This is a genomic window from Burkholderia sp. AU16482 (genome assembly GCF_002223285.1).
Taxonomy (GTDB): Bacteria; Pseudomonadota; Gammaproteobacteria; order Burkholderiales; family Burkholderiaceae; genus Burkholderia; species Burkholderia semiarida.
Map to the genome: position 1 here is coordinate 697,448 of NZ_NKEY01000006.1, position 12,114 is coordinate 709,561.

14 protein-coding genes are annotated in these 12,114 nt (G+C 68.7%); 5 read left to right on the forward strand and 9 right to left on the reverse strand.

The window, feature by feature from the left end; all coding sequences use genetic code 11:
* Positions 1–73: 73 nt before the first annotated feature.
* The 4 genes from sctC to CFB35_RS20515 all read left to right on the forward strand — a co-directional run bounded on the left by sctC (position 74) and on the right by CFB35_RS20515 (position 5,375).
* On the forward strand, positions 74–1,843 hold the full coding sequence (gene sctC, locus CFB35_RS20500) for a type III secretion system outer membrane ring subunit SctC (RefSeq protein WP_059583120.1): 1,770 nt from the start codon (positions 74–76) through the stop codon (positions 1,841–1,843).
* 40 nt (positions 1,844–1,883) lie between these two features.
* Entirely contained in the window at positions 1,884–3,092 is a 1,209-nt protein-coding gene (locus tag CFB35_RS20505) for a sensor histidine kinase KdpD (RefSeq protein WP_089465498.1), read from the forward strand.
* Positions 3,093–3,180: 88 nt separating this feature from the next.
* The gene (locus CFB35_RS20510; protein WP_060967707.1) at positions 3,181–3,951 is read left to right on the forward strand and encodes a response regulator transcription factor; all 771 of its coding nucleotides are present in this window, start codon (positions 3,181–3,183) and stop codon (positions 3,949–3,951) included.
* Positions 3,948–5,375: a secretin N-terminal domain-containing protein gene (locus CFB35_RS20515; protein ID WP_089465499.1), complete on the forward strand. Its 1,428-nt coding sequence runs from the start codon at positions 3,948–3,950 to the stop codon at positions 5,373–5,375. The genes CFB35_RS20510 and CFB35_RS20515 overlap by 4 nt, the downstream gene beginning before the upstream one ends.
* A 140-nt stretch (positions 5,376–5,515) precedes the next feature.
* Here CFB35_RS20515 and CFB35_RS20520 read toward each other — a convergent pair whose 3' ends face one another.
* The 5 genes from CFB35_RS20520 to CFB35_RS20540 all read right to left on the reverse strand — a co-directional run bounded on the left by CFB35_RS20520 (position 5,516) and on the right by CFB35_RS20540 (position 8,885).
* Complete coding sequence (locus tag CFB35_RS20520; protein WP_059582641.1) at positions 5,516–5,971, reverse strand: molecular chaperone Tir; 456 nt, start codon at positions 5,969–5,971, stop codon at positions 5,516–5,518.
* A gap of 123 nt (positions 5,972–6,094) precedes the next feature.
* Positions 6,095–6,304: a hypothetical protein gene (locus CFB35_RS20525; RefSeq protein ID WP_006765597.1), complete on the reverse strand. Its 210-nt coding sequence runs from the start codon at positions 6,302–6,304 to the stop codon at positions 6,095–6,097.
* Between the two features lie 173 nt (positions 6,305–6,477).
* A complete protein-coding gene (locus CFB35_RS20530; RefSeq protein ID WP_011660757.1) occupies positions 6,478–6,738 on the reverse strand; it encodes a hypothetical protein in 261 nt (86 codons plus the stop codon).
* A gap of 23 nt (positions 6,739–6,761) precedes the next feature.
* Positions 6,762–7,802: an HrpD5 family protein gene (gene hrpD5, locus CFB35_RS20535; RefSeq protein WP_179231770.1), complete on the reverse strand. Its 1,041-nt coding sequence runs from the start codon at positions 7,800–7,802 to the stop codon at positions 6,762–6,764.
* Positions 7,803–7,916: 114 nt separating this feature from the next.
* Positions 7,917–8,885 carry a helicase gene (locus tag CFB35_RS20540; protein ID WP_256940190.1) on the reverse strand — a complete coding sequence of 323 codons (969 nt, stop codon included), beginning with the start codon at positions 8,883–8,885 and terminating at the stop codon, positions 7,917–7,919.
* 30 nt (positions 8,886–8,915) lie between these two features.
* On the opposite strand from CFB35_RS20540, the gene CFB35_RS35410 reads away from it, so the two are divergent.
* Positions 8,916–9,158, forward strand: coding sequence for a hypothetical protein (locus CFB35_RS35410; RefSeq protein WP_256940192.1), 243 nt, complete (start codon positions 8,916–8,918; stop codon positions 9,156–9,158).
* Here CFB35_RS35410 and sctS read toward each other — a convergent pair.
* From sctS to sctP, 4 genes are read right to left on the reverse strand one after another with little or no spacing between them, the layout of a single operon-like run.
* Positions 9,128–9,391, reverse strand: a complete 264-nt coding sequence (sctS, locus tag CFB35_RS20545) for a type III secretion system export apparatus subunit SctS (RefSeq protein WP_059582636.1) — start codon at positions 9,389–9,391, stop codon at positions 9,128–9,130. The two genes, CFB35_RS35410 and sctS, sit on opposite strands and share 31 nt — an antisense overlap.
* Positions 9,392–9,401: 10 nt before the next feature.
* Positions 9,402–10,058, reverse strand: a complete 657-nt coding sequence (gene sctR / locus CFB35_RS20550) for a type III secretion system export apparatus subunit SctR (protein ID WP_059582633.1) — start codon at positions 10,056–10,058, stop codon at positions 9,402–9,404.
* The gene (gene sctQ, locus CFB35_RS20555; protein ID WP_256940194.1) at positions 10,045–11,148 is read right to left on the reverse strand and encodes a type III secretion system cytoplasmic ring protein SctQ; all 1,104 of its coding nucleotides are present in this window, start codon (positions 11,146–11,148) and stop codon (positions 10,045–10,047) included. Before sctQ ends, sctR begins: the two co-directional genes overlap by 14 nt.
* A gap of 28 nt (positions 11,149–11,176) precedes the next feature.
* The gene (gene sctP, locus CFB35_RS20560) at positions 11,177–12,112 is read right to left on the reverse strand and encodes a type III secretion system protein SctP (RefSeq protein ID WP_089465503.1); all 936 of its coding nucleotides are present in this window, start codon (positions 12,110–12,112) and stop codon (positions 11,177–11,179) included.
* Between the last annotated feature and the right edge of the window lie 2 nt (positions 12,113–12,114).

The following is a 12,114-nucleotide window of genomic DNA, read 5'->3' on the forward strand; positions in this document are numbered from 1 at the left end:
ACATGAAAACTTTGTCTATGTGTCGGCGAAGCATCGGGCGGCGCCGCGTACGTTTCATCGCGGGCGGCGCGTCATGAACTGGGCTTGCCGACTGGGCACCGTGGCCCTCGCCGCCGCGCTCGCATTCGGGGCGACGGCCCCCGTTGCCGAGGCGGCGGCCGTGCGCTGGAAGTCGTCGATCGTCGATTACGAAGCGCAGGGCAAGGACATCAAGGATGTGCTGCGCGACTTCGGCGCGAGCCAGGGCGTCCCCACGCGCATCGCCGCCGATGTGGGCGGCACCGTGAGCGGCAAGTTCCATCTGCCGCCGCGGCGCTTTCTCGATACGCTCGCGGCGTCGTTCGGCTTCGTGTGGTACTACGACGGCGAAGTGCTCGACATCACGACGGCCGCCGAACTGCAGAGCACGCTCGTGAAGCTCGATTCGGCCGATACGGGCGCGCTGCGCGAGGCGCTCGACCGGCTGCGCATCTCCGACGAGCGCTTTCCGATCGTCTACGACAGCGCGCAGGGCACGGCGCTCGTGAGCGGGCCGCCTCGCTACGTGCAGATGGTGACGAACGTGGCGTCGCGGCTCGACAACAACGCCGCGCATCGAAGCGGCACGCAGGTACGCGTCTTTCCGCTCTATCACGCATGGGCGCACGACCGCACGGTGCCCATCGATGGCCAGCAGGTCACGCTGCAGGGCGTGGTGGCCGTGCTCAACGGCATCTACCACCCGCGCACGGCCAAGGCCGCCGACAAGCGCGGCGACGGCGAGGGCGGCCGCCCGGCGAGCGGCGTGAAGCGCACCACGCCGATCAACGACGTGAACGGCAATGCCTACAACGGCCCGTACATTCCGCCGCCGGTGCCGTCGGGCGCGGCCGGCAAGGGCATGTTCGCCGGGCTCACCGGGCAGCCTTCGCCAGCCGTGGCCGCGGCGGTGGGCGAGCCGCCGCCGCCGCAGAACACGAGCACGGCGCCGGCGAGCGACGATCAACTGCCCGTCATCGTCGCGGACCAGCGCACGAACTCCGTCGTGATTCGCGATACGGCCGACCGGATGGATCAGTACGGCAAGCTGATCGATCGCCTCGACGTCAAACCGCAACTGATCGAGATCGAGGCGCACATCATCGAGATCGACGACGACGCGCTGCATCAGCTCGGCGTCGACTGGACCGCGCACAACAGCCACGTCGACGTGCAGACCGGCACCGGCACGCTCGCACAGAGCACCTACAACGGCACGCTCTCGCAGAACTTCGGCCAGACGGCGCTGCCGGGCAACTTGCTCGCGGCGGCGACGCCCGTGGGCGCATCGGTGGCCGCCGTGCTCGGCGACGCCGGCCGCTATCTGATGGCGCGCATCTCGGCGCTGCAGCAGACGAACGCCGCCAAGATCGACGCGAGCCCGAAGGTCGTCACGCTCAACAACATCGAGGCCGTGATGGACAACCAGACGCAGTTTTTCGTGCCGGTGTCGGGATACACGTCGGGCGACCTCTACAGCGTGTCGACGGGCATCTCGCTGCGCGTGCTGCCGATGGTCGTGGAGGAGGACGGGCGCACGCGCATCAAGCTCGACGTGGCGATTCAGGACGGCCAGCTCACCGACCGGACGGTCAGCAACCTGCCGGTGATCCAGAACAGCACGATCAACACGCAGGCGTTCATCGAGGAGGGGCAGGCGCTGCTCATCGCCGGCTATCGCGCGGACAGCGCGACGATGGGCGTGACCGGGGTGCCCGGACTCTCGAAGATTCCGTTGATCGGCGCGCTCTTCCGAACCGACAGCCGCCAGAAGAGCCACATGGAGCGGCTCTTCCTGCTGTCGCCGCGCGTCATCTCGCCGTGATTCACCGCAACCGCCCGCACCGGGGAATGCAGGAGGCCATGTGAACGAATCCGATACTCAGCCGCATTCGCTGCCCGGCGGGCAGCCCCGCAAGCCGTCCGAGCCGCGGCCCGCCCCCTCGGGCTTGCCCGCCGAGGGATGCGCCGACGGCGCCGCCGATCGCCGCCTGTCCGACGACGAGGCGCGCCGCGTGCGCGGCACGCTGCGCGGGCTGCCGTGCGGGGTGATCGTGCTCGATCGGGCGGGCGCGGTCGTTCACGCGAACGCACGCGCGCTCGAGATGCTGGCGATGGCGTTGCCCGCGGGCGTCGATTTCAGCGTGGCGCTGAGCGAGCGCTTCGAGATGACGGACGTGCCGCGGCTGCGCGATCTCGAAGCGGGCCGCGAGGTGCGCGTGGACGATTCGACCTTCTGGATTCAGGCGGGCCCCGCTGGTGCGTGCGGCGGTGCGGGGGCGGGCGAATCCGTCATCGCCGTGACCGACGTGACGCCGTTCGCGCGCTCGCTCGACGAGCGGGCCATGTCGCTGCGCTTCTTGCTGCACGATCTGCGCTCGCCGCTCAATTCGATCAGCGCGCTCACGCAGCTCGACGCGAGCGACCCCGAGGCGTTCGAGCGCTGCGGCGGCATGCAGCAGATCACCTCGCTCGCGCAGTACGTGCTCTCGCTCGGCGAGCAGTTCATCTTCTCGTCGGTGACCGAGCATTTGCAGGCGCGCGACTTCAAACGGTTCGATCTGCGCGCGACGCTGCGCCAGATCATCTCGCAGCTGGAGGTCACCGCCGTCTATTGCGGCGTCGCGCTACACTTGTGGCTGCCCGACAGCGCACCGCTCTGGGTGAGCGGCATGCGCAACTTCGTGGCCCGCGCCGTCCAGAACGTCATCGACAATGCCGTTCGCGCGTCGCCGCGCGGCGAGGCGGTGACCGTGTCGATCCGGCAGGCCGACGGTTTCGCCGAGGTGGTCGTCGACGATCGCGCGGGCGGGCTGCCGGGTCTCGTCGAGGGCGATCGGCTGGCCGACTTCGAGAAGCTCGGCAAGCGGACGGCAACGGGCTTCGGCCTCGGGCTCAAGCTCGCCGTGCAGATCGTCGGCATGCACGGCGGCGCACTTTACGCGGAGCTCAACGGGCAAGGCGGTACCATGTTCGTGCTGCGTCTGCCGTGCCTGAATCCTGTCGCCGCGAAGCCGCACGCGACATCGCTCGTCGATGCCGACCGCGCGTTGCGCGCGGCGCGCGGCGAGTGAGGCGCCGGAGCGCGGCCCGTATTCGTTTGGCACGCGTCGCGCGGACCGGGCGCCGGCTCCCGCGCGGCCGTCGGAACCAAAGGTCGATATGAAATCGCTTGCAGGCAAACCCGTACGCATTCTGTTCGTCGAGGACGACGTCGCGCATCACGCGCTCGTCCATTCCTGGCTCAAGAGCGAGGGCTACCACATCGACGCTTTTCACAGCGGGCTCGACGCGCAGCAGTTTCTGTCGGAGCAGTGGGCCGATCTCGCGATTCTCGACTGGGACCTGCCGGGTGTTTCCGGCGACAAGCTGCTGCAAAAGATCCGCAGCCGTTCGCAATCGATCATGCCCGTGATTTTTCAGACCGTGCACTCGGCGGAGTCCGACATCGTGCGCATACTGGATGCAGGTGCCGACGACTATCTCGTGAAACCCTACGACAGGCAGGTGCTGCTTGCGCGCATGCGCGCGCTGCTGCGGCGCTTCGCGCCGATGAACGTGCAGGGCCGCAAGATGTTCGTCGACGGCGAATGCGCGCTCGATCAGCAGGCGCGCTCGCTCGTGGTGGCGGGCGTGGCGCACAAGCTCGGCACCAAGGAGTTCGACATTCTCTGGCATCTCGCCCGGCACACGGGCGCCGTCGTGCTGAGGCAGGATCTGATGAGCGTGGTCTGGGGCTGGGATGCGGCCGTGCAAAGCCGCTCCGTCGACATGTACGTGAGCCGCCTGCGTGCGAGCCTGAAGGCGGCCGGCGTCGGCTGGACCGTGCAATCGGTCTATGCGACGGGTTACCGCCTGACCCTCAAGCCGGATGTGGATCAGTCGGGCGCCGGTGCGTCGGGCGCCGGTGCGTCCCCGGAAGGCGCCGCATGAGCGCGGCCCGCATGCGGGCGCTCGCACGCGGCGCCGTCGCGGCCTTCGTCTGCGCGGCCGCCGTGCACGCGCAGGCGGCGAGCATGGCGTGGGCCGGCGGCCCCGGCGCACGCTTCGTCTACGTGACGAACGGCGCGGGCCTCGCGGAGGTCCTGAATGCGTTCGCGGCGGGGCAGCACGTTGCCCTGCGCATCGACGGTCAAGTGGACGGCGTCGTGAGCGGCCGTTTCGCGATGCCGCCGCAGCGTTTTCTCGACGTCATGAGCCGTTCGTACGGATTCGTCTGGTACTACGACGGCGCGGTCCTGCACGTGTCGCCCGCGAACGAGCAGGCGCATGTCGCCATCCGGCCTCACTTCCTTTCCGCGAATGCGCTGCGTGCGTCGCTCGAGCAGGCGGGTCTTGCCGATACGCACTTCCCGTTGGCGGTGGATGCCGGCGCGCAAACCGTGAACGTGCGCGGGCCGGCGACCTACGTGGAGCGTATTCGTGCCGCAGCCGAGCGCTTCGAGCGCGACGCGCGAAAGCGCGTGCGTTTATCGGTGCGGGTGTTTCGCCTGAGTGCCGCGAATGCCGCCGACGAAACGCGCGTGGTCGATGGCCGCACGCTCGTCGTGCCCGGTGTGGCCACGCTCTTGCGGCGCCGTTTCGAGCGCCCGGCCGTCGCGAGCGGGCCCGCCGTTTCCGATGCACCGCGGATCGTCGAGTTCGATGCGGCGCTGCCGGCGATCGAAGCGGATGCGACCACGAATTCGATCCTGATACGCGATCGGGCCGAGCGCATCGACGCCGACGGCGCGCTCGTCGCGAGCCTGGACGTGCGTGCGCAGCTCGTATCGGTCCAGACGTGGGTGGTGGACGTCGATGGCGACGCGCTCGACGCGTTGCGGCCCGCGCTGCCGCCGGCCATGGCCGGCGGGGCAGGTGCGCAGGAGGCGACGGCGGCCGCGCGCGAGCACTGCGATGCCGGTATCGCGCCCGACGGCGGCCGCGCGCTGCTCGCGCAGCTCAAGGCATTGGCCGGGAGCGGCCGCGCCGAAATCGAGGTGTCGCAAACGGCGCTCACGCACGACCGCTCGCCGGCCGTCATCGATCGCCACGAGGCACGTCTCGCGCGCCGCGATGAGGATGACCTGCCCGATGACGGCGCCCGCGATCTCTGGCTCTCGATTGCACCGACGGTCGAAGGCGCCGCGTCGATGCCGCGTATCGGCTTGCGCGTGGAACTGGGGCGCCGCGGCGATGCACGCCGCTATCGGGCCGTCGACGAAAGCGTGGCGCCGGGCGAGTGCCTCGTCATCGAGGGACCGGCGCCGTACACGGGCGACGTCGCGCGTCGCGCGGACGATACCGATTCGGGCAGTGCGGGAGAGGGTGGTGTGCGCCGCCGCCTCGTCTTGCTGATACCGCGCGTGGCAGCATAGCCGCCGCTCGGATGAGCGCCGGCGATGGCGGGAGGGTGAGGCCACGTGCCGTGTCCGAACGGATGCGACGGCTGGTCAGTCAGGCATCGATGCGCGCGCGGATGCGCCCGTTGCCCGAGGCGCGCTGGCGCTCGCCGGGGTTACGCCCGCAGCCACATGAAATTGCCCGACGCGATGCCCTCGAACATTTCGTCGGGCGATTCGAGGATGTTGTTTTGCCAGTAGCGGCCGTGTTCGGCGTAGTGCGAGAAGAGATCGGCGAGATAATCGCCGGTGATCGTCGGGCCCATCGGCAGATGGACGAGCAGCACGACGTTGCCCGTATCGGATTCGAGGCACAGTTGCGCCTGGTCCTGCGCGTAGATGAGCAGGTTGGCCTCGAGCATCAGCCGGAAAACGACGAGCGACCGGCCGGGCGTGACGGCGCCGTAATGAAAGCTGACATAGACCGAATCCGGGTCGGTCTCGTGGTGATTGAGATGGACGTCGAACCCTTCGATCTCGAGCGTTTGCGTCTCGACGACATACTCGGCGTCGGGCAGTCCGACCACCGCGCAAACCTCGTGAATCAACTCGACGAAACGTTCCCTGCTCATGGGCGGCAATCTCCGGCGAAAATAGGGCGGCCCGGCTGCAAAAACGCGGGGGCACGTAGCCGGAAAGCAGGGCTTTCCGCTTTCGTGCCCCTCGCGCGAACGGACTGCGGCAAGGCGAGTGGCTTACTGGCCCTTCGCGGCGTCGGCGATGTTCTTCGCGCCGTTGTTGCCCACGGAGGCGAGCGCCGACGTTTCCTGCTGCTGCATGTTGATCTGCATCGCGGCCATCGTCATCGCGTTGTTCTGGTTGGCCATGGCCTGCATCTGGCCGACCATGTCGGCGTTTTGCGAACCGGCTTGCGAGACGCCCGAGCTTCCGATCGATGAAGACATGATGTATTCCCCTTATCAAGAAAGTGATGGAAAAAGCACTGCTGTGGGTTGACGCGTGATGCTTCGGTAAAAGACCCTTGGCCGTGATGGCCGCCGGTCCGGGCCGGCTGACGCGCAGCCGGATGCTGCAACTGCAAACTGTTCAACCGTCTTGCGTATCGCCGCGGATGCGGTCAAAGCGCCGCGCCGCGGGCGCTGTGGCGCTCCTGCAGCGTGAGCACGATGCGGCGCGCCGCGATCATCCCGCGATAAAGCTTTTGCAGATCGAGCCGCTCGCGCTCGTCGGCCGCGGACTGCGTGGCCGTACTGATCCGGCGCGCGGTTTCGTCGAAGGCCGCCGCGATGCGCGCGACCCGTTGCGCGCCGTCGGGCGCCGAGAGCGTGGCGTCCAGCGCGTTCAGATCCTGCGCGATGGGAAGCAATGCGTCGTACATGTCGGTTCCTTTGGTGGTCGAGGTCAATTGTTTGCTTCGTCCTTGCTGCTCGCGAACAGATGCTTCGTGCCGTCGGGCGTCTCGATGTAACGCAGCCCGCCCGTGGCGATCACGGCCGTGTACTCGACATCGGGCGCGAGCGCCTGCGCTTCCTTGACATCCACGTCGACGCGCTTGACGTTGTCGCCGAGGTCGGCCCTGATACCTGCGATCAGCGTGCGGAAGGTCGTCATCGACTGCACGCTGCCGCTCACGCGGAAGATGCCGTGGCCCTGGTAATTCACTGCCGCGCCCGTGCCGGCGAGCGACTGCTGGATGTTGTCCACATCCTGCTGCGCGACGTCGTATTCGCGCCGCACCTTGCCGCGCGCGAGGCTGTCCATGATCCGCTGCGCCTTCGCGCTTTCGTCGCTGCTCGTCACGATGCCGCGCACCGCCACACTGTCCTTGCGTGCCATGGCCTGCAGATCGCCGAGGCCTTCGCGGTGCAGGGCCTCCTGCAACTGCCGTGCGAGCGCGTCGGCGTCGAACCTCACGCTCGCCGCCTCGCTCGACTGCGTGCCCGCGAACATCACACCGGCCACGGCGATGCCGCCGATCGCGGCGGTGCAGGCGAGCGCCAGCACCGCCGTGCGCCAGGGCACCTTCGGCGAAGCGGCCGGCGCATGGCCGGCGCCGGGTTCGTCCGCATGGGCCGGGTCCCGATCCGGCGCGCCGCTATCCGCGTCGGCCTGCGCCGCGGTGTCGGCGGCAGGCGGCTCGGCCGTCTTCCAGAGGCCCGCCAGCAAATCGAGATCGCGCGGCCAGGCTTCGCCATCGGGGCCCACGCAAAGCACGACGTCGCCGAACGGCACGGCCACGAAGTCCGCCACGAGCACCTCATCGCCGTTCGCCGAGCGGATCCGCGCCACACCGTCCTCGCCCACGCAAAGCTCGATGTCCTCGACCGTCCAGTCGCTGATGCAGACATCGGCGTGCTCGGTGGCGCCGATCCGGTAGGCGCCGCTCGTGAGCCGGACCTGGGCTCCGGCGTGGGTGCCGGTCAGTACTCGAAGCGCTTTCATGATCGTGGTATCCGTGTATCCGACGTGGGTCATGCGGTTGCTGTTGCGGGTCGCCGCTCCGGCGTTGCGCTGCTTCGCGCATCGGGCTGCCGGGCCTCGACCGTCAGAATCAGTTTAGGGTTTTGCCGCTGTCGCAGCCGGCGCCATGCGAACTTCGAACGTCTTATCCGAAGCGCCGGCCGCGGCCTTGGCCGCTCCTTGCCGCGCGGCGCCGGTTTGACCGCCGATCGCGCCGCCCGTCGCGCCGCCCGTGACGGCGGCACCGGCGGGCGCCCCGCGGGCCGGCAGCGCGGCTTGCGTGTCGAGAATGCGTTGCTTCACTGCCGCGATCGATTGATCGTCGTACGTGTATTCGATGCCCGCGCGCTGGCGCGCGAGCGTGTTGTCGAGCGAGACGCCGAGAAGCCCCGCCACCGCGGCGGCCTTGCCCGGGGCCGCCGCGCCTTGCATCAGTGCAGCGTCGCGGTGCGCGTGAAGCCGGGCGGCATTGCGCCGGAGCGCCATCGGCGAGCGCATCGCGAGCAGCATCGGCACGGCCAGCAAGGGGCCCAGCTCGATCTGCGCGGCAAGCCGCAGCACCTCCTTCGCGCACGCCGCCGCGAGTTCGGCCGGCAAGTCCGGCGCACCGAGCTTTTGCGTCGCGAGCAGTTGCATCGTGGCCGCGAGCGGCTGGCTGCGCGCGGCGGCCTTGGCCCGGCCCGCCTTGCCGATCGCGAACTTGCGCGGTTTGTCGCGGCCTTCGCCGGACTGACGGCCGTCGCGCCGAGGCTGCCCGTCGCGCGGCCCACTCTGCTGCGGCTGCCCATGCTCCTCGCCTTGCGGATTCGAGCCGCGATCGTGCCCATGGCCGTTGCGATGCTGTTGCTGCCCGTCGCCGTGTTGCTGATCGCGCTCGCGTTTTTGCTGCTGTCCGTGCTTTTGCTGCTGCCCCTGCTCGTGCTTGCGTTCGCGCTCGTGCGGGTGTTCGTGCTCGTGCCGGGGCTCGAGCGCGTGCTGATCGTCCGGCCGTTCGTGAGCCGATGCCTCTTTGCCCTGCGCCTTCGCCGAGCCCGCCGGCCGCGGCCGTTGGCCGAGCTGGCGCATCAGCTTTTGCGCGGAAGGGGGCGGCGGCTTGTGCAAGCCTTCGGCAAAACGCTTGCCGCGGTAGAAAGCGGCGGCGAGCATCTTGTTGTGCTGCATGCGCGCGCGCTGCATCTTCGTGTGCTGCACCTTCACGCCCGTGAAGCCGCGCGCCTGGGTCATCTGCCCCATGTGCTCGGCGCCGGCCTGCGCCTGCTGCGCGAGATCGGCGGCGTGGTGGCCGTGGTTGTTGCGGATCGGCGAATTCACGACGGCACCGCGAGCGTGATGATCTGATTGGCGAAGCGCAGGATCGCGGCGGCGCCCCAGGCGCCGAACATGAGCACGGTTGCCACGACGGCCACGAGCTTCACCGCGTACGAGATGCTTTGATCCTGCATCGACGTGATGGCCTGCACGAACGAAATCGCGAGGCCGGAGAGGGCGGCGACGGCCACCACCGGCATCGAGACGGACAGGCAGAGCAGCAGGCCCTGCGAGGTGATGCGAACGAGCGTATCGGTTTCCATGGCGAGTGCCTCAGCGATAGGTCATGACGAGACCGTGAATCAATGTGGACCAGCCGCTCATGACGACGAACAGGAGCAGCTTGAACGGAATCGCGACGTTCGTCGGCTGGACCTGATTCAGGCCCATCGCCATCAGTACGTTGGCGATGACGAGATCGACGACGATGAATGCGATGTACAGCAGGAAGCCGATCTTGAAGGCGTCGGCCATCTCGGTCAGCGTGAAGGCCGGGGCGAGGACGATGAGGTCGTCCTCGCGGATCTTCGCCGCCATGTCCTTCGGCCAGACCACGGCTGCCGAGCGCACGAAGAACCGCTTTTCGCGCTCGTGCGCGTGCTTCTTCAGAAAGGCGCGAAACGGCTCCTTTGCCGCATCGAACGCATCGAGCACGACGAGCGACGTGTCGCTGCCGGGGGTACGGTGCATCGTCTGCATGGTTTGCATGGCCTGCATGCCGATCGGCGCCATTACGTAGGCGGACACGAGGACCGCGATGCCGTTGAGCACCATGTTCGGCGGCACCTGCTGCACGCCGAGCGCGTTGCGCAACAGCCCGAGCACGACCACGATCTTCGCGTACGAGGTCGCGACCATGGCGACGAACGGGATCAGGCTGATCGCGACGACGGTGATCAGCAGCCCGGTGAGATCGCTAAACTGAACCATGGCCGCGCGACAGCTGAACGAGACGCACGCCGAGATGATCGCCGACGCTCACGAGTTCGCCGAAGCCGATCGTCTGCCCGTAGGTGACGAGCCGCACGCGCGCATCGGGCAGCGCGGTGGGAAGCTCGAGCACGTAGCCCGCGCGCAGCGCCGAGAGCTGCGCGACCGGCATCGACACCGTGTCGATCTCGAGCTTCAGCGGCAGGTCCAGCTGGCTGATGTCGACGGGCGTGTCGATCGAATCGGTAAGCGGCGCGTTGAACTGCGTCTCATGGCTCATGGTGGGGTCCTCGCTCAAGGTCATCAGATGGTGGGTGACGTCTGCCACGGCGCGCAGTTGCCGCGTCCCGTAGCGGCCCCAGACGACTTGCATCGGGGCGGATGAACGCTCGCTCGCGAAGAGCGCGCGGGTGGCTTCGGGTACGGCGCGCAAGATGACGTCCCCCGCGCGCAGCGAATCGAGCGTCGTCACGCTCATCGTTTTCTCGCCGATCCGCAGCCGGCCCGGTACGGCGATCTCGCTTACGTGCGTGGCGAACGGCGTGCATTGCCGGGCCACGAGCGTTTCGAGCGCGTCGAGCCAGCCGCCGTCGATGTGTTCGATCACCGCATCGAAGCGGGTATCGCCCACGCGCAGCGAGAGCGCGCAGCAGGGCGCGTTCAACGGCGCACGCGCGGCCCGCTCGAGCGAGACGATTTCCACGCCGTCGAAGCCGAGCGCTTGCAGCGCACACCGCAGCGGATCGAGCAGGATGGCGCACACGGCATGGCGCAAGCGCTCGTTCACGGGCTCGTCCGACGCGACGACGCTCGCGAGCCCCGCGTGCTGTCCGACGTCGATGCGCACCGCGGCCGTCTCCATGCCCCAGCGCACGCGCACGACGGCGGCGCGCTCCGGCTCCACGAAATCGTGCGTGCCGACGCCGAAGGCCGAGACGCCGAGCGTGTGAGCGAGCAGTGCGCTCAGGCGCTCGTCGACGGCGAGCCGATGCAGGCGCGCGGTGGCGGCCGCAAGCGCGGGCAGCCGCGCGGGATCGAGCAAGACGGCCGCCGCCGGCGCTTGGGCGCCTGCCTCGGCGTGGTCTGTCAATAGCGTTCGTGTGGTGTCCATATTGGTTTTACGTGACGATGATCTCGACGCTGCGCGCGCCGTCGAAGCGGTTTTGCATCACTTCCTCGAGGCTCGTGCGCAACGTCGCCGCATGCTGTGAGATTAGTTCGCGCGAGCGTGCGTCCGTGGTGTCGAAGCGAAGCGTCAATTGGAAATGCGAAAGCGCGAGGCTCAACGTGCAGCCAGGCAGCAGCGCCGGATCGATGGGAATCGTGATCTGCCAGTCGCCGCTTTCGAATACGATCGGATTCGCGCAGAAGTCCGACACCTCGGCGACGATCGAATCGACGAACCGGTTCATGTCCTGGCCCGTGCGCGCCGGTGCCCGCACGGCGGCCACGACGTGCGGGCCGCCCGCTGTGGGGCGCTGCGGCTCGCGCGCGGCGTGTACGCGCGGCATGTGCGGCATGTCCGGCGCGGCCGTCGGGGGCGGTGCGTTGGGCGGCCGCTGCGGTGAAAGCGGCGCCGCGCGGCGCGCCGGCATCGGCATCGGCATCGGTGCGGGCATCGTCGAATATGCCGGCACGTGCATGAACCCATGCATGGCCGAATGCCCCGGCAGGCGCATCGTCGAATGCATGGGCGGATGAATCGGCGCTGCCGATCGAGCATGCGCGGCAGCGTCGTCGCGTTCGTCGCCGGAGCCGGCCGGCGCGTCGTCGTCGCGCTCGCCGCTGCCGGCATCGTCGCGATGTTCGTCCGCGGCGAACCCGGCGACCGGATAGCGCGGATCGGCTTGCTCGCCGAATGGAGGCTCGGCCGGCGCGGCGCATGGCTGCTCGCCGCCGGGCGTTTCCGACGCGCCGGCGCGCACGCCTTCGCGCAGGCGCTGAAAAAGGGCGGCCTGGCGGCTCAACTGCGCGGCCGGCATCTCGGGTGCGGGGTCGGTGTGCGTGGCCGGCGCTGCGATGACGCGGGCGCGATGAGGGGCGGAGGAATGCATGG